General features: G+C 44.3%; 24 protein-coding genes. 22 read left to right on the forward strand and 2 right to left on the reverse strand.

All coding sequences use genetic code 11. From position 1 onward, the window contains the following. The first annotated feature begins 220 nt into the window (after positions 1-220). Together H8706_RS04065 and H8706_RS04070 are read left to right on the forward strand one after the other, a co-directional pair. Entirely contained in the window at positions 221-2,476 is a 2,256-nt protein-coding gene (locus H8706_RS04065; RefSeq protein ID WP_262431603.1) for a glycoside hydrolase family 2 protein, read from the forward strand. Between the two features lie 148 nt (positions 2,477-2,624). Then, complete coding sequence (locus tag H8706_RS04070) at positions 2,625-3,557, forward strand: aldose 1-epimerase (RefSeq protein WP_262431604.1); 933 nt, start codon at positions 2,625-2,627, stop codon at positions 3,555-3,557. 113 nt (positions 3,558-3,670) lie between these two features. Here H8706_RS04070 and H8706_RS04075 read toward each other — a convergent pair whose 3' ends face one another. Then, on the reverse strand, positions 3,671-3,946 hold the full coding sequence (locus H8706_RS04075; RefSeq protein ID WP_262431605.1) for a zinc-ribbon domain containing protein: 276 nt from the start codon (positions 3,944-3,946) through the stop codon (positions 3,671-3,673). A gap of 70 nt (positions 3,947-4,016) precedes the next feature. Then, on the reverse strand, positions 4,017-4,646 hold the full coding sequence (gene sigH / locus H8706_RS04080) for an RNA polymerase sporulation sigma factor SigH (protein ID WP_262431606.1): 630 nt from the start codon (positions 4,644-4,646) through the stop codon (positions 4,017-4,019). 155 nt (positions 4,647-4,801) lie between these two features. Here sigH and H8706_RS04085 point away from each other — a divergent pair, with 155 nt between their 5' ends. The 20 genes from H8706_RS04085 to H8706_RS04180 all read left to right on the forward strand — a co-directional run bounded on the left by H8706_RS04085 (position 4,802) and on the right by H8706_RS04180 (position 21,837). Continuing rightward, complete coding sequence (locus tag H8706_RS04085) at positions 4,802-5,710, forward strand: stage III sporulation protein AA (protein ID WP_262431607.1); 909 nt, start codon at positions 4,802-4,804, stop codon at positions 5,708-5,710. Beyond that, complete coding sequence (locus tag H8706_RS04090; RefSeq protein ID WP_178347182.1) at positions 5,703-6,218, forward strand: stage III sporulation protein AB; 516 nt, start codon at positions 5,703-5,705, stop codon at positions 6,216-6,218. Before H8706_RS04085 ends, H8706_RS04090 begins: the two co-directional genes overlap by 8 nt. 21 nt (positions 6,219-6,239) lie before the next feature. Next, the gene (gene spoIIIAC / locus H8706_RS04095) at positions 6,240-6,434 is read left to right on the forward strand and encodes a stage III sporulation protein AC (protein ID WP_178347183.1); all 195 of its coding nucleotides are present in this window, start codon (positions 6,240-6,242) and stop codon (positions 6,432-6,434) included. Positions 6,435-6,437: 3 nt separating this feature from the next. Beyond that, entirely contained in the window at positions 6,438-6,821 is a 384-nt protein-coding gene (spoIIIAD, locus tag H8706_RS04100) for a stage III sporulation protein AD (RefSeq protein WP_178347184.1), read from the forward strand. 14 nt (positions 6,822-6,835) lie between these two features. Beyond that, positions 6,836-7,996, forward strand: coding sequence for a stage III sporulation protein AE (locus H8706_RS04105; RefSeq protein WP_262431608.1), 1,161 nt, complete (start codon positions 6,836-6,838; stop codon positions 7,994-7,996). 42 nt (positions 7,997-8,038) lie between these two features. Further along, positions 8,039-8,461 carry a stage III sporulation protein AF gene (locus H8706_RS04110; protein ID WP_178347186.1) on the forward strand — a complete coding sequence of 141 codons (423 nt, stop codon included), beginning with the start codon at positions 8,039-8,041 and terminating at the stop codon, positions 8,459-8,461. Between the two features lies 1 nt (position 8,462). Then, complete coding sequence (locus H8706_RS04115) at positions 8,463-8,993, forward strand: hypothetical protein (protein WP_262431609.1); 531 nt, start codon at positions 8,463-8,465, stop codon at positions 8,991-8,993. A 24-nt stretch (positions 8,994-9,017) separates the two neighbouring features. Continuing rightward, a complete protein-coding gene (locus tag H8706_RS04120) occupies positions 9,018-9,593 on the forward strand; it encodes a SpoIIIAH-like family protein (RefSeq protein WP_262431610.1) in 576 nt (191 codons plus the stop codon). 82 nt (positions 9,594-9,675) lie between these two features. Then, the gene (locus H8706_RS04125; protein WP_262431611.1) at positions 9,676-10,113 is read left to right on the forward strand and encodes an Asp23/Gls24 family envelope stress response protein; all 438 of its coding nucleotides are present in this window, start codon (positions 9,676-9,678) and stop codon (positions 10,111-10,113) included. Positions 10,114-10,273: 160 nt separating this feature from the next. Beyond that, positions 10,274-10,684 (forward strand): transcription antitermination factor NusB, encoded by a 411-nt coding sequence (gene nusB / locus H8706_RS04130; protein ID WP_178347190.1) that lies wholly within the window; start codon positions 10,274-10,276, stop codon positions 10,682-10,684. Positions 10,685-10,687: 3 nt separating this feature from the next. Beyond that, positions 10,688-11,896, forward strand: a complete 1,209-nt coding sequence (xseA, locus tag H8706_RS04135; protein WP_262431612.1) for an exodeoxyribonuclease VII large subunit — start codon at positions 10,688-10,690, stop codon at positions 11,894-11,896. Next, the gene (gene xseB, locus H8706_RS04140) at positions 11,893-12,117 is read left to right on the forward strand and encodes an exodeoxyribonuclease VII small subunit (protein WP_178347192.1); all 225 of its coding nucleotides are present in this window, start codon (positions 11,893-11,895) and stop codon (positions 12,115-12,117) included. The genes xseA and xseB overlap by 4 nt, the downstream gene beginning before the upstream one ends. Before the next feature lie 12 nt (positions 12,118-12,129). After that, complete coding sequence (locus tag H8706_RS04145) at positions 12,130-12,990, forward strand: polyprenyl synthetase family protein (RefSeq protein ID WP_262431613.1); 861 nt, start codon at positions 12,130-12,132, stop codon at positions 12,988-12,990. Between the two features lie 117 nt (positions 12,991-13,107). Continuing rightward, positions 13,108-14,127 (forward strand): phenylalanine--tRNA ligase subunit alpha, encoded by a 1,020-nt coding sequence (pheS, locus tag H8706_RS04150; protein WP_178347194.1) that lies wholly within the window; start codon positions 13,108-13,110, stop codon positions 14,125-14,127. 15 nt (positions 14,128-14,142) lie between these two features. Then, the gene (pheT, locus tag H8706_RS04155; RefSeq protein WP_262431614.1) at positions 14,143-16,515 is read left to right on the forward strand and encodes a phenylalanine--tRNA ligase subunit beta; all 2,373 of its coding nucleotides are present in this window, start codon (positions 14,143-14,145) and stop codon (positions 16,513-16,515) included. Between the two features lie 50 nt (positions 16,516-16,565). After that, positions 16,566-16,817, forward strand: coding sequence for an IreB family regulatory phosphoprotein (locus tag H8706_RS04160; RefSeq protein ID WP_262431615.1), 252 nt, complete (start codon positions 16,566-16,568; stop codon positions 16,815-16,817). Between the two features lies 1 nt (position 16,818). Continuing rightward, entirely contained in the window at positions 16,819-18,384 is a 1,566-nt protein-coding gene (murJ, locus tag H8706_RS04165) for a murein biosynthesis integral membrane protein MurJ (protein ID WP_262431616.1), read from the forward strand. 3 nt (positions 18,385-18,387) lie between these two features. After that, entirely contained in the window at positions 18,388-20,256 is a 1,869-nt protein-coding gene (locus H8706_RS04170) for an O-antigen ligase family protein (protein ID WP_262431617.1), read from the forward strand. After that, the gene (locus H8706_RS04175; protein WP_262431618.1) at positions 20,249-21,373 is read left to right on the forward strand and encodes a glycosyltransferase family 4 protein; all 1,125 of its coding nucleotides are present in this window, start codon (positions 20,249-20,251) and stop codon (positions 21,371-21,373) included. The genes H8706_RS04170 and H8706_RS04175 overlap by 8 nt, the downstream gene beginning before the upstream one ends. Next, positions 21,370-21,837 carry a DUF4330 domain-containing protein gene (locus tag H8706_RS04180; protein ID WP_262431619.1) on the forward strand — a complete coding sequence of 156 codons (468 nt, stop codon included), beginning with the start codon at positions 21,370-21,372 and terminating at the stop codon, positions 21,835-21,837. Before H8706_RS04175 ends, H8706_RS04180 begins: the two co-directional genes overlap by 4 nt. Positions 21,838-21,847 lie beyond the last annotated feature (10 nt).

A 21,847-nucleotide genomic window follows, 5' to 3' on the forward strand; every position in this document is an offset into this window, starting at 1 on the left:
TCAATCAAAATTTTTCTGTATTTTGCACGTTTTTTATATGTATAATCAAAAATATATTGACACCAAAACATCGGTATGATATAATTTCGTCGTGTGATAGGTGCGCAAAAGGGTTAGTATATGTGCACTTATATATTTTTGACACGTTAGTTAAAGAGTTTAACTAATGTGCATAATGTTGCTTGTAGAAATAAATTATACATAACGATGGGGTGGAAAGATGGAAAAAATCAAAATTTCGGGCAAGTGGAGGCTTTATTATTTTGAGCAGTACGAAAGAAATGAGGTAAGCCCTGCCGACCTTCACGGCAGAGAAAGTATACCCTGCACAGTGCCGGGGAACGTTGAACTTGAACTTATAAATCAGGGAATTTTGCCCGAAGATATTTATATGGGGCAGAATATCAGACTCACCGAGGCATACGAAAAATATGAATGGTGGTACGAAACAAAAATAACAATGCCTGATATAAAAGGCAGGGCGTATCTTTATTTTGAGGGTGTAGACACGCTGGCGGAATACTGGCTGGACGGCGAAAAAATCGGGAAGTCGGAAAATATGCTCATTCCCGTTAAAATTCCCGTTAAAAATCCCGTTGCCGGTAAAACGTACACGCTCTGCGTACGGCTGCGTTCGCCGATAATCGAAGCGGAAAAAATTCCGTTCGATATGCTTAGCTGTGCAATGAGCTGGCAGGGAGAAATCGACGAATCGCTTCCGATAAGAAAAGCGCGTCATTCTTATGGCTGGGATATAATGCCGAGGGCGGTAAGCGCTGGTATTTGGAGAGATGTATATATTGCTGACGAAACCGATTACGGCTTTAATCAGCTTGCGTATTTTGTGAAGAATTTTTCGGCAGATGGCGGAAAAAATGCGGCGGTAACGTTTTTCTATGAGCTTAACGGACTTCCCGAAAAAGGCACCGAAATAGAAATTCACGGCATATGCGGCGAGTCGGAATTTTACTGCCGCCGTGCGGTTAGATTTAAGGCAAAATCCGAAGATATTACCGTTGAAAATCCAAAGCTCTGGTGGCCGAAGGGATACGGGGAGCCGAATATTTATAAAACATCCGTGCGGATTTTAAACGGCGGTAAGGTGATGTCTGAAAAAACTCTTAACGTCGGCATAAGAAAAGCTGAACTTAAGCGCACCGACACAACCGACGGAAAGAACGGATATTTCGGTTTTATCGTTAATGATGTTCCGATTACGGTGTACGGAACAAACTGGGTTCCGCTCGACGCATTTCACAGCCGTGAGCACGAAAGATATGACAGAGCACTCGGCTTGCTTGATGACATCGGCTGTAATATGGTAAGGTGTTGGGGCGGAAATGTGTATCCCGAACAGAAATTTTACGATTTTTGCGACAGGCGCGGAATTATGGTGTGGCAGGACTTTGCGATGGCTTGCGGAACGTATCCGCAAGATGATGAGTTTGCGGAAAAGATGAAAAAAGAGGCTGAAGCGGTTGTCCGATTATACAGAAATCACCCGTCACTCGTTTTGTGGACAGGCGATAACGAGTGTGACCAGATGGCTTGGCAGTATGCCGGGGGAAAAGAGAACAGGCTTACGCGCGAAATTCTGCCCGAAGCGGTCGCACGGAACGATTTTGCAAGAAGCTACCTTCCCTCATCGCCGTATATTGCAAAAGGACATTCCGAATTTGAAACGTCTGAACGCCATTTGTGGGGTCCGCGCGATTTTTATAAGTCGGATTATTATAAAAACACTCCGGCGCATTTTGCGAGCGAATTGGGTTATCACGCCTGTCCGCCGACCGAGTCTGTGAAAAAATTTATTTCGCAAGGTCAGCTTTGGGGAAATATCGAGGACAGCGAGGACTGGATTTTACATTCGTCCGACCAATGCGGAAACAACGCCAGAATGAAGCTTATGGGTGAGCAAATAAGGCAGTTTTTCGGATACACTCCCGAAAGCTTGGAGGAATTTTCGTTTTTGTCGCAGATTTCACAGGCAGAGGCAAACAAGTTTTATATTGAGCTTTTCCGCTGTAACAAGCCGGTGAAAACAGGTCTTATCTGGTGGAATTTGATTGACGGCTGGCCTCAATTTTCCGACGCGGTTGTTGACTGGTACTTTGAAAAAAAGATTGCATATTACTATATAAAGCGCGTTCAGCAGCCGGTGTGCGTGATGTTGAGCGAAATGGAAAATTGGCATCATAGGGTTGTTATTGCAAACGATACGTTAAAAGAAGTGACTGTTAAATATAGGGTTACCGATGCCGATACGAAAGACGTTCTTGCCGAGGGTTCTGCCGTAATTTGTGCAAACGGTATACAAAATGCCGACAGTATAAGGCTTTATTATTCTGATAAAAAGATGCTCCTTATTGATTATGAGGTTGACGGCGTTAAGCACAAAAATCACTATCTTTGCGGACTGCCCCCGTTTTCGCCTGAACACTACCGCAAATGGTACGGTATGCTTGAAATAGACTAAATATTGATATAAATAAAAATGTGACAGCGCTGTGCCGTGCAGGCATAATTTATTGAATATGAAGTGTTGCAGAGCAGATTTTTTGCGCGTATTAAAAGGGAAAAAGCTTACTGCGTCGAATATACGCTATTGTGCAGATAGGCATCAGATGACTAAATTTATTTACAAAGGTGAGATTATGGCGAAAATATATGAGTTGAGCGCGCACGGATACACGGCGCAGATTGTTGCGGACTACGGAATGAACTGTATAAAAATCACTCACGAAACGGGTGTTGACGTTCTTCGTACACCCGATGATGCGGACGTTTTGCAATCGCAGGTTTTATACGGTATGCCCGTTTTGTTTTTCCCCAACAGAATATCGGGCGGACGGTTTGAGTTTGAGGGAAGGTGGTACATTTTGCCGATAAACGAGCCGAAGCTCAACAACTTTTGCCACGGCGATTTGCACAAGCTTGCGTTTGATGTAACCGAGTGTGACAAAACGCATATTATCGGCATTTACACCGCGTCTGACGAAAATAAATATATGACTTTTCCGCACACTTTTGAGTTTAAAATTTGGTACGAAATTCTTCCCGACGGAGTGCATCAGAATGTATCGGTTAAAAACACATCTGACAAAAATATGCCGTTTGCGCTCGCGTTTCACACGACATTTAATTTAAGCGACGGCGACAGGGTGAAAATTCCCGTGCGCAGAAAAGTTTTGCGAAATTCCGAAACGTACCTTCCGACGGGTGAATTTGAGGACGCTTTTGATGAAAAAAACGCACTTTTGCAGGGAGATTTTCTGCCGTACGGCACGGCGGTGAGCGCATTATACGAGGTGTCGGACGGCGGATTTGTGCTGTATAAAAACAAAGAAAACGTATATGTTACGTACACTGCTGACGAAAAATACAAATACTGTATGCTCTTTAACGGCGACGGCACAAAATTTGTGTGCACCGAACCGCAGACATGGATTACAAACTGCCCGAATTTGCCTGTTGACCGCAAAAAATGCGGATTTGATTTTATAGCGCCGAACGCGGTTAAGACGTACAAATCTGTTATAGGAGTCAGTAAAAAATAAAACGTTATTTACATAAAAAAAGAGCATTTGTATTGAATGCTCTTTTTTTGCGCAATTCTCTTTTTGTGCAAAATGAAATATCCGCCCGAAAACGAGCGGATATTTATTAAAAATTATTGGTTTTTGGATTCTTCAAAGCATTTGCTGCAAAGAACAGGTCTGTCGCCCTTCGGCTCAAACGGAACAACCGCCTCGCCGCCGCAGTTTGAACAAACTACCGTATACATTTTTTTGCTGTTTTTAAAGCTTTCTTTTCTTGCCTTTCTGCAGTCGGGGCATCTTAACGGCTCGTTTTCAAAGCCTTTTTCAGCATAAAACTCCTGCTCGCCCGCGGTGAAAATGAAATCATTTCCGCAATCCTTACATACCAGTGTTTTGTCTTCGTACATTTCCTTTACCTCACTTTAGAAAAATAATATTTAATTCCGAAATGGAATAAAACATAAAAACATAGTGCGCCTACTGCAAAAATTTTGCAACCTTGCGTTTAATACGCTGAAGCGCATTGTCAATCGACTTTTCGCTTTTTTTCACTATTTTGGCAATTTCAACATAGCTTTTGCCGTCGAGATAAAGCGATAAAACATTCCATTCGAGCTTGCTCAAATTTTTTGACATTTTCTCGCGCAGTGACATAAAATGCTCTTTTGTAATCACTATTTCTTCGGGGTCAAAAACCTTTTTTTCCGAAATTGTATCAAGCAAAGTCTGTTCGGCGTCGTCGTCGAAAACAGGTCTGTTAAGCGAAATGTACGAGTTAAGCGGAATATGCTTCTGCCGTGTTGCCGTTTTTATGGCGGTGATAATCTGCCGTGTTATGCAAAGCTCGGCAAACGCCTTAAACGACGCAGTTTTGCTGCCGTTAAAATCTCTTACCGCTTTAAAAAGACCAATCATACCCTCCTGAACAATATCCTCTTGTGCAGCGCCTATAAGAAAATACGTTCTCGCTCTTGATTTAACAAGATTTTTGTACTTTTCGATTATGTATTCGGTGGCGCTGTCATTTCCTGCCTTTGCCGCGGAAACAATTTCCTCGTCGGACATTCCGTTAAAATCCGCACAACCGCACTGCGCGTCATAAGACATACAAAGCGCCTCCTTCCTCCAAGTACACTATTTAATTTTACATAAAATTTTTTTGCTTGTCAAGTTTTTGTTTTAATTTTGTCCGTATTTTACATCTGACGCGGTTCTAATTGGTGAAAATGCCGAATATACTGTATAAAAACGGGGGAGAAAATATGATTTGTACTTATGATTTGCGCGGTGTTCTGCCTTTTGTGTCACCGCGGATAAGAGAGGTTTTGAAGAAAATTGAAAATTTTGATAACGTGTGTGAAATCCGTATCGGCAAAAATATGCCTCTTTCGCTTTCGCTTGTCCGCGGTGCGGTGTTTGTGAGCGAAAACGGCAAATTTTTAAATTCGCCGTGCGGTGCGTTTATTGCGGACGGGCGTGATATTGAAAAAACGCTTGAGCTTATGACAAACGGCTCGGTTTACGCGGTTGCAGACGAGATAAAAAACGGCTTTATTACGCTTGACGGAGGGTACCGCGTCGGAATTTGCGGAAGTGCGGTTTTAAACGGCGGAAAGGTTTCATATATTAAGGATATTTCCTTTTTGAATATCAGAATAAAGCGCGAGGTTTTCGGCTGTGCAGACAAGCTTGCGGAGTATATCACCGACGGCGGAGGCATTAAAAGCACGCTGATAATCGGCGGGCCTCACAGCGGAAAAACCACCGTTATACGCGACCTTGCGCGGATTTTGTCCGACAGATTTTTATACCGTGTCGCGGTTGCGGACGAGCGCGGAGAAATTGCCGCGTCGGTTAACGGAACGGCGAAAAACAACGTCGGTGCGCTCACCTGCGTTATGAATATGTGCCCGAAACGTGACGCATTAAATATGCTGGTGCGCTCGCTCGCGCCCGAGGTGATAATCGTTGACGAAATAGGCAGTGACGCGGATTTTTTTGCGGTGAAAAACGCTGTAATGTCGGGTGTTTCGGTTGTTGCGGCAAAGCACGGCGCAAGTTTTTCGGACGCGGAAAAATTTTTAAAAATTTTCGGCTGTGCAGCGCTCCTTTCGCGCGAAAACGTCGGGCAAATACAGAAAATTATACAAACGGGTGATAAATATGCTTAAATTTCTATCGTGCGCGCTGGTGCTTTTTTCAAGCACCTTTTTGGGATTTTTAAAAGCGGCGGATTTTGAAAAAAGAGAGAAAATTTTAAGATGTTTCATATCGGATTTGGAATTTATAAAAAACGAAATAACGCACCTTAAAACGCCGATTTTTGAGGTTTTGCAAAAGCTTGGGAATTCAAACGGCGAAACGGGCGCGTTTTACCGCGAGGTTGCGGAAAAATTTGTGCAAAACAAAGATATGCCGTTATCCGAAATATTTGACGCGGAAACAGATAAAATAAACGAATATTTTCCGCTTAAAAAAGGCGACGGCGACGGGCTTCATTTTCTTGCGCGTTCGCTCGGAAAGAGCGACACCGACGGGCAGAGCGCGCTGATTTTGCAGGCGGAAAGAGCATTAAATATGCGTCTTGACGAGGCGGTGAGCGACAAAAACAAAAACGCGCGCCTTTATAAAAGTTTGGGATTTTACTTTGGAATTTTGCTTGTGATAATGTTTTTTTAGGCGAAGAAAACGGAGGTCAAAATGAGTGTGGATTTAATTTTTCAAATTGCTGCAATCGGCATACTTGTGTCGGTGTTAAATCAGGTGCTTATCCGCTCGGGGCGCGAGGAACAGGCGATGATGACAACCCTTGCCGGGCTGATTTTCGTTCTGCTCATAATCGTTCGGCAGATAAGTATGCTTTTTGAAACGGTAAAATCCGTATTCGGGCTTTAGGCTATGGAGGCGGTTAAAATAAGTGCCGCGGCGGTTGTCGGCGTGCTTCTTATCACTGCAATAAAGCCGTTCCGCAAGGATTTTGCCGTTGCCTTGTCAATCCTTACGGGTATTGTGATTTTCGGATATATTTTCGTATACCTCAAATCGGCGGTCGGCACAGTGGGCGATATTATGGCGCGGTTTAACATAAACGGCACGGCGGTTGAAGTGATTTTCAAAATAATCTGCGTTGCGTACATCTGCGAGTTTGCGTCGGGCATTTGCAAGGACGCGGGCGAGGGCGCGGTAGCGTCGAAGGTGGAAACGGGCGGAAAACTCATTATCGTATACCTTTCAATGCCGATTATAACGTCGCTTATCGACCTTCTTGCAAATTTTTTGTAGACGGAGGAAAAAATGTGAAAAAACCAATGAAATTATTTGTGAAATTTTTGATTTCGTGCCTTGCTGTTTTATGCGTTTTTTCGCTTTCGCAAAGCTGTTTTGCAGATTCCGTTTCAGATGAATTTTTCGGTTCCGATGCGGTTGATATTATCGGCGAAAAGGCGAGGAACGAAAACACCGACAAGGTGTACGGAGGATTTGATTTTGCCGAATTTACAAAGGAAATTTTAAACGGAAACGTTTTTCAGCCGAAAAAAATCGTCGGCAAAGCAATGAAAATTATTTTCGGTGCGGTTATGGAAAACGCGCATATGCTTGTTGTTTTGATTGCCCTTGCACTGGTTGGCGGAATAATTTCAAATCTTCAAAGCTCGTTCAATGCAAAATCAACCGCTGAAACGGCATTTTTCGCGTTTTACACAATGTATTCGGGAATTTTGACGGTGTGCGTTTACAACTGCCTTGAAAGCGCACGGCAGACAGTGGAGGCGCAAAGCGCATTTTTGCAGGCGGCGACGCCGACGTACATAGGAATGATGATTGCGAGCGGTTCGGTGCTGAAATCCGCCGCGTCAAAGCCGGTGATTTTGTATTTTATTTCGCTTATTTCAATCGCAGTGAAAGATTTTTTCATTCCGTTTTCGTTTATGATTTTCATTTTGTCGGTGATAAACAACCTGTCGGGCAAAATGCAGATAACAAAGCTTGTGAGCCTTTTGCGCCTTATTGTTACAAGGTCGCTTACCGCGCTGATGACGGTGTTTGTGACGCTTTTGACTCTTTCGGGAATGAGCGCGCAGAGTGCTGATACGTTAAGCGTGCGCGCGGCAAAATACGCGGCGCAGAATTTCGTTCCCGTTGTGGGAAACGTTTTGTCAAGCACCATCGACACGGTTTACGCGTCGGCGTCGGTTTTGCGCAGTGCGCTCGGTGTTGCCGGTATTGTCACGGTTGCGCTTTTGTGCGCCTATCCCGTGCTTAAATTCGGCGCGCTGATTTTTTTATACAAGCTTGCCGCGGCGATAATTGAACCGCTCGCCGACAAACGCATTTCAAACGCGGTGAACGAGGCGGCAAACGGAATTTCGCTTTTATTTTCGCTCCTTGTGTGCGTTGCGGTGGTGTTTTCGCTTTCAATAGCGTATCTTGCGGAATTTGCGATGGGGGTGGGATAAACGGAACAGATAAAAGCTTATGTTTTAAGCGTTGCAGGAGTTTTGATTTTAAGCGTTCTCACCGAGGCGGTTATGCCGTCGGGGACGTTCGGAAAATACGTCAAAACCGCGCTGGGACTTGTGATTTTGGTAACGCTTGCATATCCTGCGCTGAAATTTTCCGACTTTGACGCGCTGTATGAAAAATATGCGTTTTACGGCGGAACACCCGACGCGGAGGAAACCGCGGTATTTGACACCGAAAAAATCATAAAAGATGAGTTTGAACGGAAAATATGCGCGGTTATACAAGACGACATAAAAGAAAAGTTTTCGGAAAACTGCGGAATTTCGGCGGATTACGACGGCGGAAAATGCACAAAAATTTATATTTCGTGCGGTGATGGGAATTTTGACAAGATAAGCGGTTACATATCGCAGAAATACGGCTTGCAATGTGCGAAAAATGAAAAAACGGGGTATTAAAATGGATATTATGCCTTTTATTAAAAACTTTTCGTTTAAAAAGAATAAAAACACGCTTTTTATAATATTACTTATAGGAGTGCTGATGCTTGTTTGCTCAAAGTCGCTTTTTGCGTCCGAAAAGCCGAAAAACGATAAAAAGGCAAACGAAACAACGACAGTTTGCGCCGACAATGCGGAAAAACGGCTTTCGGCGATGCTCGGCAAAATTTCGGGCGCAGGCAAAACAGAGGTGATGATTACATACGAATCCACGTCCGAAAAAGTGACGGTTGCAGACACAAAAACGTCGAAATCTTCGTCCGACGGCTCAAAAAACGAAAGCTCGGGCGAGAGAGTGACGGTTATGCAAAAGGACGGAAACGCGTCGTCGCCGTTTGTGAAAGCCGAGGTAAATCCGAAGGTGAGGGGAGTTTTGATTGTTGCGGACGGCGCAGAAAACGCCGATGTTTCGGCAAATTTAAAAAAAGCCGTATGCGCCGTTTTGGACGTTCCCATTCACAAGGTTGAGGTTATGCCGAGAGAGAAATAAAATTTAAAATAAAGGAGAATTTGTATGAAAAACGTTGAAAAAAAGAAAATGACGAAACTGCTCATTTGTCAGAAAAAAGCGGTCGCGCTGGGTGCGCTGGTCGTTTTGGTGGGAGTTGCGGGTTATCTTAATTTTGTTTACGACAAATCGGACGGTACGCAAAGCACGCTTAACGAATATGTCGAAACGGTAAAGGATATTGAAAACGAACAGCAAAACGCAGGCGAGGCACAGCCCGTGAGCGCGGACGCAAAAAGCGCCGATTATTTCACGTCGGCGAGAATGAACCGCGAAACCGCGCGGAGCGAGAGCATTGAGCTTTTGAAAAGCACAATCGACAACGCGAACGTGTCGGCGGAGGCAAGGCAGGAGGCGGAAAACAAAATTTTTGCGATTTCCGACAATATCGAAAACGAGGTTAACATTGAAAACGTAATAAAATCGAAAGGATTTTCGGACGTTTTGGTGTCTGTAAGCGGCGACCAGGTAAGCGTTGCAGTGCGCGCCGAGTCGCTCACCGCTCCCCAGACAGCACAGCTTAACGACGCGGTTGAACAATTTGTAAGCACAAATAATGTAAAAATAGTTGAAGTTCCGTAAAAAGTGTAGTATAATATAAAAAACAAATGAAAAAAATATTAAAACTTATGTTTTTAATGTAATGAAAGGACGGGATAAAACTATGGACAAAACATATGAAGTTAACGAAAATTCGGGAAATGTTAAAATATCGGACGAGGTTATAGCAACGATCGCGCAGATTGCCGCAAATGAGGTTGACGGCATAATCGGCACGGGTTCGTCGTTTGCAGGCGAAATTAAGCAAATTCTTTCCAAAAAAGCGCCTGCCGGAAAGGGCGTTAAGGTTGTCACCGAAAACGGCGAGGTTACGGTGGATATAAGCGTTGTGGTTGAATACGGCGCAAAAATTCCTGCCGTTTCGTGGGAGCTTCAGGAAAACGTTAAGAAAAACGTTGAGTCTATGACGGGACTTTCGGTGCGCAAGGTGAATATTCACGTTGTGGGCATTGAGGTTAAAGAGGAAGAAAAGGAAGAAATCAAAGAGGAAAAAAGCGAAACGGACGCTGAAACAACTGCCGAAACAACCGAAGAAAACTAAAAATTCAAATAAACTTCGCATAATAAGAATTTGTGCGGAGTTTATTTTTTTAACAAATTTTCATAAAATATGAAATAATGCTTTATTTTTTTGAAAATTTGTTGTATAATATTTATTATGTATAATTATGTGAATTTTTAGTTGCACTGGAGGAAAACCAATGAGCAGAAAAACGGCGAGAGATAACGCCTTCAAGCTTGTTTTTGAAGCACCGTTTTACAAAAACGATTTTGAAACGGTTATGAATACGTTTGACGGAATTGAAAAAGAAAATCTTACCGAAAACGATTTAAAATATATCAAATCCACCGTTTCGGGCGTTTTTGACAAGCTTGAAATCATAGACGACAAAATAAATTCCAAGCTTATCGGCTGGACGGTCGGACGTTTGCCCAAAACCACCGCGGCAATACTTCGCCTTGCGGTTTACGAAATGGAGTTTAACGACGATATTCCCGTTCAGGTGGCTATGAACGAGGCTATCGAACTTGCGAAAATATACTGCGACGACGACGCGCCGAGGTTTGTCAACGGCGTTTTGGAGTCGGTAAAAAAACTGAAAGAGGCTTAAAAAATGGCGGTAATCACTGTTAGTCAGCTTAACAATTACATAAAACGCTGTTTTGACAGCAACCAAAATTTTCAGCGTCTTTATATAAAAGGTGAAATTTCAAATTTCAAGCGCCATTCGTCGGGACACCTTTATCTCACGTTAAAAGACGAGGGAGGAGTTTTAAGGGCGGTAATGTTCCGCTCGGCGGCGTCGGGTCTTAAGTTTAACGCGTCAAACGGTATGAAGGTTATCGCGTGCGGACGCGTGGCGGTTTTTGAGCGCGACGGGCAGTATCAGCTTTACATTGAAAGTATGATGCCCGACGGCGTGGGCGAGCTTTATCTTGCGTATGAACAGCTTAAAGAAAAGCTTGCGAAAGAGGGGCTTTTTGACGAATCGCACAAAAAGCCGATACCGAAATATCCCGCGAAAATCGGCGTTATAACCTCGCCTACGGGCGCGGCGGTGCGCGATATTTTAAACGTTTTAAAAAGGCGCTATGCGCTCGCGGATATTTACATTTACCCGGCGCTGGTGCAGGGTATCGGCGCGGCGAAAACCATCGCCGAGGGAATTGAGTTTTTCAACCGCGAAAAAAAGGCGGACGTGCTCATTGTGGGCCGCGGAGGCGGTTCGATTGAAGATTTGTGGGCGTTTAACGAAGAAGAAGTTGCATACGCGATATACAATTCCGAAATTCCCGTTATCTCGGCAGTAGGACACGAAACAGACTTTACAATCGCGGATTTTGCCGCCGATTTGCGCGCGCCTACGCCGTCGGCAGGAGCAGAGCTTTCCGCACCGTCGCAGACCGACGTGCGCCAAAGCCTTATTATGCAGAAAAGCAAGCTTGCGGTGTGCCTTACAAATTTATACAAACTAAAGGCACAACAGCTTGAAAGAATACGAAAATCGCGCGTTTTTGCCGATTACCGAATTATTTTCGACGACAAACGGCTTTATCTCGATATGCTTTCAAAATCGCTGGCCGATTTGTATGCCAAAAAGGTGGAAAAAAGCAAAACCGAGCTTTTGAAATATCTTTCAAAGCTTGAGGCGCTCAATCCGGCGTCGGTTTTAAAACGCGGTTTTGCGTCGGTGAAAGGCGCGGACGGAAAAATCGTCAAAGACGCAAAAAGCCTTAAAAACGGCGATTTAATAGATGTTACATTTGCGGACGGAACCGCAAACTGCGAAGTGAAATCCGTAAAAGAGGGAGAAATGATATGAATAAATTTGAAGATAACATCACAAGGCTTGACGAAATTGTGAAAAAGCTTGAGGACGGAAACGCGGCGCTTGATGAGTGCGTTGCGCTTTTTGAGGACGGCGTAAAGCTTACCGGCGAGTGCATAAAAATGCTTGACGACGCCGAGCAGAAAATTAAGCTTTTGGTGAAAAATAACGACGGAGAGGTAAGCGAAACTGATTTTGTTCAGAACGACGCTTAAACGGTAAAAAATATGAATTTCAACGACGAATACAAAAAACGTCTTACGCTTATAAATGAGCATATTGAAAGTTTTTTTGCAAATGAGTGCAGAAATCTTGAAAGTTTTGTCACCGAGGCGCCTGTTTACAGTGTGTTGAACGGCGGAAAAAGGGTGAGGGGAATACTCACGCTTGAGGTTGCAAGAATGCTCGGCGGAAATGAAAAAACCGCGCTCGAATTTGCAGCCGCGATTGAGTTTATTCAGGCATATTCGCTTGTTCACGACGATTTGCCCTGTATGGACGACGACGATTACAGAAGGGGTCAGCTTAGCTGTCACAAAAAATTCGGCGAGGCAAAGGGCGTGCTTTGCGGCGACTCGCTTTTAAACCTTGCGTATGAGGTTATGCTTAAAAGCATTTTAAACGGCGGTGACGGCGAGAAAAAAGCGGCGGCGGAAATTGCGCACCGCGCCGGAATTTTCGGTATGATAAAAGGTCAGCTTATTGACATTGATTTGATGAGCAAAAAAGACATTACGCTCCCCGACGTCGAAAATCTTATCGAATACAAAACAACCGCGCTTATATCCGCGGCGGCGCTTGCGGGCGCGCGCATTGCAAACGCGGACGGCGAAGATATTGAAAATATCAAAAATTACGCGTACCACCTCGGCACGGCGTTTCAGATAAGGGACGATTTTGAGGACGAGGAGGAGGACAAGCTGAAAGAGGAAGAGGAAAAAACGCCGAACTTTATAAATCTTCTCGGTAAGGAAAAAGCCATCGAAAAGCTTATTTATCACAGAAATTCGGCGCGTGATATTTTGAAAAAATACGAAAAAAGCGAATTTTTAACGGCTATGAACGAATTTTTGTTCGGCGCGTTTTAAAAAATATTGCAAAACCGAAAAAAATATGATACAATGTAAGGATAAAATTTGTATAAATCGGGATAAATTTTGTATAAAATTAGGTTTACATAAACAACCTCGGAAGGAGTTAAAAAGGTGAAACAGCTACTTGAAAAAATCAAAGCGGAAGCCCTCAAAGCGTTGGAAAATTCTGACAAAATGGAGGAGCTTGAAAGCTTCAGAGTGAAATATCTCGGAAAAAAAGGAGAAATCACGGGCGTTTTGAAAGGGCTCGGATCGGTTGCGGCTGACGAAAGAAAAGAAGTCGGCGCGCTTGCAAACGAAATCAGAGCGTACATTGAAAAAGGTCTTGCCGAGAAAAAAGCGGCAATGCAGGAAAAAGTTTTGCAGGAAAAGCTTAAAAAAGAGGTTATCGACGTTACGATGCCCGGCAGAAAAAGCGACATCGGCGGCGCTCATCCTCTTACAATAGTAAGAAAACAGCTTGAAGATATTTTTATGGGAATGGGATTTTCTATTGCCGAGGGTCCCGAAGTTGAGCTTGATTACTACAATTTCGAGGCGCTCAACATTCCCAAAAACCACCCTTCGCGCGACACGCAGGATACGTTTTACATCAACGACGATGTGGTTTTGAGAACGCAGACCTCCTCCGTTCAGGTGCGCGTTATGGAAAAAACCAAACCGCCGATAAGGGTTATATCCCCCGGCAGAGTGTTCAGAAGCGACGCGGTTGACGCTACACATTCGCCCGTTTTCCACCAGCTTGAGGGTCTTGTTGTTGACAAGGGCATCACAATGGGCGACCTTAAAGGAACTTTGGAACTGTTTATGAAAAAGCTTTACGGCGACGACGTTAAAATCCGTCTGCGTCCGCACCATTTCCCGTTTACCGAGCCGAGCGCAGAGGTTGACGTTTCGTGCTTTGTATGCGGAGGAAAAGGTTGCCGTGTATGCAAAAAAGAGGGATTTATAGAAGTTCTCGGCGCAGGTATGGTGCACCCGAAAGTTTTGAAAGAGTGCGGAATTGACCCCGAAATTTACAGCGGTTTTGCTTTCGGTATCGGTCTTGAGCGTATCGTTATGCGTTCGTATAACATTGACGATATGCGTCTTTTGTACGAGAACGATTTAAGATTTTTGAAACAGTTTTAACGGAGGTAGCAGAATATGAAATTTCCAATAAGTTGGCTTAATGATTATGTTGATATAAACGGCATTACGTCCGAAGAATTTGCGCACGCAATGACAATGTCGGGTTCAAAGGTTGAGGGCGTTGAAAACGCGGGCGAAGAAATTCAAAATGTTGTTGTGGGCAAAATTTTGAAAATTGTGAAACACCCCGACGCGGATAAGCTTGTTATCTGCTCGGTCGATGTGGAAAACGAGGTTTTGCAGATTGTCACCGGCGCAAAAAATGTGAGCGAGGGCGACTTTGTTCCCGTTGCGCTCCACGGTTCGCATCTCCCGGGCGGAATTGTAATTAAGAAAGGCAAACTCCGCGGTGTTGAGTCGTGCGGTATGCTCTGCTCAATCGGCGAGCTTAACCTCACTTTGGAGGACGCGCCATATGCGATTGAGGACGGAATTTTAATTTTCGACAGAGAATATCCGCTCGGTATGGACGTTAAAGAAATTTTCGGTCTTGACGAGGACGTTGTGGAGTTTGAAATTACGCCTAACAGAGCCGATTGCTTCAGCGTTCTCGGAATAGCGCGCGAGGCGGCGGTAACCTTTGACAAACCGCTTAAAATCGGCGTTCCCGAGGTTCACGAAACAAACGACAAAGTTGAAGACTATGCGTCTGTTACCGTTCTCGACACAAAAGACTGTATGCGTTATGCGGCGCGCGTTGTCAAAAATGTTAAAATTGCGCCAAGCCCCAAATGGCTTGCGGACAGACTTAAATTGAGCGGAATAAGAAGCATTAACAATATCGTAGACATCACAAACTACGTTCTTTTGGAATACGGTCAGCCTATGCACGCTTTTGATTTGGACAATGTTGCAGGACACAAAATTATCGTCAGAAAAGCGGAAAACGGCGAAATTATGACCACTCTCGACGAACAGGAAAGAAAGCTTGATGACACTATGCTGGTTATCTGCGACGCGGACAAACCCGTTGCGGTTGCCGGTGTTATGGGCGGTCTTAACAGCGAAATCGAGGATACCACAAAGACGCTTTTGTTTGAGTCGGCTTGCTTTAACGGCGCAAACGTACGTCTTACCGCAAAAAAACTCGGACTCCGCACCGAGGCGTCGTCGCGCTACGAAAAAGGTCTTGACCCCGAAAACGTTATCGGTGCAATAAACCGTGCGTGCGAACTTGTTGAAATGCTCGGCGCCGGCGAGGTTGTGTCGGGAATAATCGACGTTGACAATTCGGACAAAACTCCGCATATTCTGCCGTTCAGACCCGATTACATCAACGCTTTTCTCGGAACGGACATTTCAAAAGAAGAAATGATTAAAACTCTCACCGCTTTTGAGTTTAAAGTGGACGGAGATAAGGTTACCGTCCCCACGTTCCGCGCGGACGTTGAGGGCGAGGCGGATATTGCCGAGGAAGTGGCAAGAATTTACGGCTATGACAAAATCAAATCGTCGCCTTTGCGCGGTGAAACAACCCAGGGTATGAAAACAAAAGAGCAGAAACTTGTCAACAAAATCGAGGAGGCGGCAATCGCACAGGGTCACTACGAAACAATGACTTTCTCGTTTGTTTCGCCCGATATATTCGACAAAATCAACACGAACGACGAAAACTTGCGCAACGCGGTTGTTATCACAAATCCGCTCGGCAAAGACTGCTCCATTATGCGCACAACGCTTATTCCGTCGATGATGGACACAATTTCGTACAACTACAATCAGCGTACACCGCAGGGAAAATTCTTTGAAATCGCAAAGGTTTACCTTCCCGTTAACGGCGAAAAACTTCCCGACGAGCGCAAGGAAATCTGCCTCGGAATGTACGGAAACTACGATTTTTACGATATGAAAGGCAGTGCGGAAAGTATTCTCGACGCGCTCAATATTAAAAATTACGAATTTGAGGCGGAAACCGAAAACACCACTTTCCACCCCGGCAGATGCGCAAACATTATGTGCCAAGGAAAGAAAATCGGTATAATCGGTGAGCTTCACCCGACGGTGCTTAAAAACTACTCGGTCGGCGCAAAAGCGTATATCGCGGTACTCGACATAAGAGAATTAAACGAGATGTCAAACAATAACATTCAGTATAAAGCACTCCCGAAATTCCCGGCGGTTACAAGGGATATGGCGCTTATCGCAGACGACGCGGTAACGGTTGGCGAGATTGAAAAAATCATTAAAAAATGCTCGGGTAAAATTCTTGAGGACGTTAAGCTTTTCGACGTTTACAAGGGTGAGCAGATTGAAAAAGGCAAAAAGAGCCTTGCATTTTCGGTTATCTACCGTGCGGACGACAGAACTCTTACCGATGACGAAATTTCGGCTGTTTTTGATAAGACGATAAAACAGATTGCCGAAAAGACAGGCGCACAGCTTAGATAAACCGAAAAAAGGCTTTGTAAAAATTCAAAATTTTTAAGGAGGTAAGGATTATGGAATTTAACGAAACTATGGTGTTCAACGGCAGTGTTGATAAGCAGGCGCTTATTAAGGAAACACTTTCAACGGTGTATGAGGCTCTGAAAATAAAAGGCTACAATCCGATAAGCCAGCTTGTCGGCTACATTATGTCGGGCGACCCCACCTACATCACAAGCTACAACAATGCCAGAAGCCTTATTTCAAAACTTGAAAGAGATGAAATTTTAGAGGAGCTTTTCAAGGAATATTTGAGAGATAAATAATATGAAATTTTCCCAAAAGAAAACAAAAAATGCGGCGGTTACGGCGATAATCGTATCGGCGGCAATGCTTTTGTCCAAGTTTTTCGGTATGCTCCGCGATATTTTAATCGCATACCTTTACGGCACCGAAAGCGTCAACGCCATTGCGTTTTCCACCGCATCAAGAATACCCCTTTTGTTTTTCGATATTGCGCTCGGAACTGCCGTAACGGCGGCATTTATTCCGATTTACAACGAATTTCTGCAAAAGGGCGAAAGAGAAAAAGCACAGGATTTTTCAAACAAATTCATTACGCTCGTGTCAATCGTCACCCTCGTTATGGTGACGGTCGGCATCGCGTTTTCGGGCACGGTTGTGCGCATAATCGCAGGCGGTCTTGACGGCGAAAAATTAAGCCTTGCATCGGGACTTGTCAAAATACTGTTCCCCGCGATTTTCATAACGGGCGTTGCATATTGCCTTGTCGGCATTTTGCAGTCGGACGGAGAATTTGTAATTCCTGCGCTTATTTCGCTTGTTTCAAACGCGTTTTTAATTTTGTATATTATCATTTTCGGTGACAAATTCGGCGTTTGGGGCATTGCGGTGTCTATGCTTATCGGCTGGATTTTGCAGATTGTCATTCAAATTCCTCCGCTTGTTAAAATGAAATATAGGCTTAAAATTAAAAATCCGTTCGGCGACGAAAACATAAAGCGCGTGTGCCTTTTGGCGCTCCCGATTATAGTCAGCGCGTGGGTTCAGCCGATTAACACAATGATAAATATAAACCTCGCGTCGGGCTTAAGCGGCGGTGCGGCGGTGCCTGCGCTGGACTACGCAAATAAGCTTTATATAATTCTCGTGGGCGTGTTTACGTATACCATAACCAACCTCACATTTCCGTCGCTTTCGCGCTATGCGGCGGCGCACGATATGGAATCATTTGCCGAAACGGTGCGAAAATCGGTTAAATACGTAATTTTCATCATTGCGCCGGTTATGGCAGGGTTTATGCTGTTGTCAACGCCCATTATCAGCGTGTTTTACGAGCGCGGTGCGTTTGACGCGTCGTCAACGCGCCTTACTTCAACGGCACTGTTTTTCTACTCAATCGGAATGGTCGGGTTCGGCATAAATGAGGTGATGAACAAATCGTTTTACGCGCTCCAGGACGGCAAAACTCCTATGCGCGCGTCGGTTGCAGGCATATGCGTAAACATTGCGCTGTCGGTTTCTGCGGTGGTTTTCGTTAAAACGGGGCTTGAGGGACTCGCATTTGCGGCGTCGGTTGCGGCGAATATTATCGGTTTCGGACTCCTCATCCTTTTGAGCAGACGCGTTAAAAATATTTTTACCAAAGACCTTTTTGCGTCGGCGGTAAAAAGCATTATTTCCGCGGTTGTTATGTGCGCGGTTGTCATTTTTGTAAAAAACGCACTGCCGTTTGCAAATAAGTATTTACAGCTTTTTGTGCCTGCGGTGTCGGGTGCGGTTGTTTATGTTGTAATGTGCGTTATATTAAAATCCGAAGAATTTTTCGGAATACTAAAAACAGTTATGAGAAAATTTTTAAAGGAGGCGTAAAATTTGGAAAAAAGCTTGGTTTTAACATTTTTAATAAATTTTTTCAATAGGTTTTCCGCCTGCTTTAAAGGCAGTATTTTAAAGAAAATCGAAGATTTTTTTGCGAATATTTTCAAAAAAGACGCGCAAAAAAGTTTTTTTGTAAGATTTTTCACAAAAGCGCCGAATTTAAGCAATGCGGTGTCAAACAGTGCAATCGCAAGGTTTTTCCTGGCGATATGTAACTTTTTTGCAAAGATTATCAGAGGCGCGGTGAAAATTTTGAAAAAATCCGCGGTTCTTAACGGGATTTTGTGGCTTTACGATAACGTTTTCGACATTTCTCTGCGCACCTACGGCTTATTTTTGCTCGCTTTTTCGGTTGTTTACGAGGCGGTGCTGGTTATAAGCGGAGGTTCGGGCGGAATAATCGCGCTTGCGGCGGCGATTTTCTCGGCAGTTTTGATTTTGCTCAACATATCGCTTTCGGCGATGTTCAAAAACAGCGTACTTATTAAAAAAATAATGCTCTATTTCGGCATTGACCTTGAACAGAGCGCAAAAACGGTTAAAACAACGCGTTTTTGCGGTGCGGTTTTTTTAGGTTTGGGCGCGCTGTGCGGTGCGGTGACGGCATATGTTCCGCCGTTGTACGTTTTTGCGGCGGTTATAGCATTTTGCGGTGTCAGTGCGGTTTTGATAAACTTTAAAACGGGCATATACATCATAGCCGGACTTTTCCCGTTTCTGCCGACAATGGCGGTTGCGGGACTTATGCTCCTCACGTTTTTGTCAATGCTTTTAAAGCTTGCGTACGACGAAAATTTCAAATTTACAAAAACAAATCTTGACGTGTTTATTCTGCTTTTCGCACTTGTAATGTTCATTTCGTCGGTCACGTCGTTCGCACGAAACAGCAGTATGAAAATATTTATGGTTTACTCCGTTTTTATGATGGGATATTTTATCATCACAAACACGGTGAAAAACAAAAAAAGCCTGTATCTTATGTTTTCGATTATGACCGTTTCGGCGGTTCTGGTCGCGCTCTACGGCATTTATCAGCACATTTTCGGCTTTGCCGAAGGCACAACGTGGACGGACACCGAAATGTTTACAGATATACAAACAAGGGTTGTTTCGACGTTCGGTAACCCGAATGTTTTGGGCGAATATCTTCTTTTGATGATACCTGCCGTGTGCGCGTTTGTGTGGAACGCACCGAAAATCGGCAACCGCGTTGTAAACCTTTTGCCTCTCGGACTTTTGGGACTTTGTATGATTTTCACGTATTCGCGCGGAAACTGGCTCGGACTTATCGCGGCGGCGGTGATTTTCGTGTCGTTTTACGACAGAAAATTCATATGGCTCGGCATAATGCTTGTGCTCTTGTCACCGCTCTTTATGCCTCAAAGCATTGTAAACCGATTTCTTTCAATCGGTGACGTTTCGGACACCTCGACATCCTACCGCGTTTACATTTGGTTCGGTACAATAAAGATGCTCAAAGACTACTGGTTCTGCGGTATCGGCCCCGGCACAGAGGCGTTTAATATGATTTATCCGCATTATGCGTATGCGTCGATTGTCGCGCCTCATTCGCACAATTTGTATCTGCAAATTCTTGCTGAAAACGGAATTTTGGGGATTTTGGTGTTCCTTGCACTGCTGATTGTGCTTTTCAAAGACTCAATTTCGGCAATAACGGGCGCAAAAAAAAGCTATGCAAAAGCGTGCTGTACCGCGCTTACGGCAGGCTTGGCAGGCTATCTTGTGCAGGGCGTGTTCGACAACGTTTGGTATAACAACCGAATTGTTATGATGTTTTTTATGTTTCTTGCCCTTTTGGAATGTTCGGTTTTGATTTTGCGAAAGGGGGAGGCGAATGATTAAAGTTGTAAACGTCACCTCCGACGCGAATATCGGCGGTGCGGGAAAATGTATTCTCACATTTTTAAAGCATTACGACCGAAAAAAATACGATCTTACGGTGATTGTTCCGCCGAAAAGTCTGCTTATACCCGAAATAGAAGCGCTTGGCGGAAAATATATTGAGGTTGAGGGAATAAGCGATAAATCGCTTGATATAAACGGAATAAAGGCGCTCAAAAAAGCGTTTGCAAAGATTAAACCCGACATTGTTCACGCGCACGCAGTAATGAGCGCGCGCATTGCGGCAAAAATATCGGGCGCAAAAATCATCTACACGCGTCACAGCGTTTTTGAACCGCCGAAAAAGATTTCGCACGGCATAGGAAAGTTTATAAACGGTGCGGTGAATAATTTTTTTGCGGATAAAATTATCGCGGTAGCCGAGGCGGCAAAGGATAATCTCACAAAAACGGGAGTTTCCGAAAAGAAGATTACCGTCATAAAAAACGGCGTGGATTCTCTTAAACGGTATGATGCCGAAACGATTGCAAAAATTAAGTCAAACTACGGAATAAATGACGAATTTGTGCTGTCAATCGCGGCACGGCTCACCTATGTGAAAGGTCATAAATACATCTTGAAAGCCGTGAAAATGCTTGCGGACGACGGCGAAAACTTTAAGCTTATAATCGCAGGCACGGGTGAATATGAGGACGAAATCAAAAATGAAATCTCGGCGCTGAACCTCGAAAACAATGTTATTATGGCTGGGTTTGTCAAGGACGTTGAAGCGCTTAACAACATCACCGATTTAAACCTCAACTTTTCGTTCGGTACGGAGGCGACCAGCCTTTCGCTGCTGGAGGGAATGAGCCTCGGCATCCCGGCGGTTGTCAGCGATTTCGGCGGAAATCCGGGTGTTATCAGGGATAACGAAAACGGATTTTTGGTGCCGAGCAAGGATTATAAATCGCTTTATGAAAAAATTAAGCTTGCAATGGACGATAAAGAACTTTACAAGCGTCTTTGCGAGGGGAGCCGGCGCATTTTTGAAAGCGAATTTACCGCCGATAAGGTGACACGGCGCATAGAGAGCGTTTATGACGAGGTTATTTTGCAGAAGGAGAAACGAAAATGAAGAAAAAATTGAGCATAATTGATATACTTATCATTTTGATTGCCGTTGTATGCGCGGTTTTTGCAGTGAAATATTTTACCGCGAATTCAAAAAAGGCATATAACGTGCCCGAGGTTTCGTACGTTGTGGAATTAAAATCGCTTTCCGACGAGTATCTTGACGTTTTCAAAGAGGGTGACAAAATCACCGACGGCGTTAAGGGCGGTTATCTCGGAAGCGTTAAAAAAGTTGAGATAAAAGACAACGTTGAAACGCGCGAGGATGCCGAAAACGGCAGATTTGTGCAGTCGTCGTTTGAAAACCGCAAGGACGTGTATCTTACAATTTCGGGCGTGCCGACAACATATACCGACGACGAAATCCTTTTTGCGACACAGGAAATCAAAATCGGAAAACAGCTTCATATGAAGTCGAAAAACTATGTCGGACACGGCTACATCATTTCGGTAAACGACGGTAAATAAGGGGGCGGAT

Origin of the sequence: Qingrenia yutianensis, assembly GCF_014385105.1 — a bacterium.
In the GTDB taxonomy this organism is placed as follows: domain Bacteria; phylum Bacillota; class Clostridia; order UMGS1810; family UMGS1810; genus Qingrenia; species Qingrenia yutianensis.

Excerpts from the sequence above, each read along its gene's own strand:
- H8706_RS04065 (WP_262431603.1), top strand. The coding sequence starts at position 221 with ATGGAAAAAATCAAAATTTCGGGCAAGTGGAGGCTTTATTATTTTGAG.
- H8706_RS04070 (WP_262431604.1), top strand. The coding sequence starts at position 2,625 with ATGACTAAATTTATTTACAAAGGTGAGATTATGGCGAAAATATATGAG.
- H8706_RS04075 (WP_262431605.1), bottom strand. The coding sequence starts at position 3,946 with ATGTACGAAGACAAAACACTGGTATGTAAGGATTGCGGAAATGATTTC.
- sigH (WP_262431606.1), bottom strand. The coding sequence starts at position 4,646 with ATGTCTTATGACGCGCAGTGCGGTTGTGCGGATTTTAACGGAATGTCC.
- H8706_RS04085 (WP_262431607.1), top strand. The coding sequence starts at position 4,802 with ATGATTTGTACTTATGATTTGCGCGGTGTTCTGCCTTTTGTGTCACCG.
- H8706_RS04090 (WP_178347182.1), top strand. The coding sequence starts at position 5,703 with ATGCTTAAATTTCTATCGTGCGCGCTGGTGCTTTTTTCAAGCACCTTT.
- spoIIIAC (WP_178347183.1), top strand. The coding sequence starts at position 6,240 with ATGAGTGTGGATTTAATTTTTCAAATTGCTGCAATCGGCATACTTGTG.
- spoIIIAD (WP_178347184.1), top strand. The coding sequence starts at position 6,438 with ATGGAGGCGGTTAAAATAAGTGCCGCGGCGGTTGTCGGCGTGCTTCTT.
- H8706_RS04115 (WP_262431609.1), top strand. The coding sequence starts at position 8,463 with ATGGATATTATGCCTTTTATTAAAAACTTTTCGTTTAAAAAGAATAAA.
- H8706_RS04120 (WP_262431610.1), top strand. The coding sequence starts at position 9,018 with ATGAAAAACGTTGAAAAAAAGAAAATGACGAAACTGCTCATTTGTCAG.
- H8706_RS04125 (WP_262431611.1), top strand. The coding sequence starts at position 9,676 with ATGGACAAAACATATGAAGTTAACGAAAATTCGGGAAATGTTAAAATA.
- nusB (WP_178347190.1), top strand. The coding sequence starts at position 10,274 with ATGAGCAGAAAAACGGCGAGAGATAACGCCTTCAAGCTTGTTTTTGAA.
- xseA (WP_262431612.1), top strand. The coding sequence starts at position 10,688 with ATGGCGGTAATCACTGTTAGTCAGCTTAACAATTACATAAAACGCTGT.
- xseB (WP_178347192.1), top strand. The coding sequence starts at position 11,893 with ATGAATAAATTTGAAGATAACATCACAAGGCTTGACGAAATTGTGAAA.
- H8706_RS04145 (WP_262431613.1), top strand. The coding sequence starts at position 12,130 with ATGAATTTCAACGACGAATACAAAAAACGTCTTACGCTTATAAATGAG.
- pheT (WP_262431614.1), top strand. The coding sequence starts at position 14,143 with ATGAAATTTCCAATAAGTTGGCTTAATGATTATGTTGATATAAACGGC.
- H8706_RS04160 (WP_262431615.1), top strand. The coding sequence starts at position 16,566 with ATGGAATTTAACGAAACTATGGTGTTCAACGGCAGTGTTGATAAGCAG.
- murJ (WP_262431616.1), top strand. The coding sequence starts at position 16,819 with ATGAAATTTTCCCAAAAGAAAACAAAAAATGCGGCGGTTACGGCGATA.
- H8706_RS04175 (WP_262431618.1), top strand. The coding sequence starts at position 20,249 with ATGATTAAAGTTGTAAACGTCACCTCCGACGCGAATATCGGCGGTGCG.
- H8706_RS04180 (WP_262431619.1), top strand. The coding sequence starts at position 21,370 with ATGAAGAAAAAATTGAGCATAATTGATATACTTATCATTTTGATTGCC.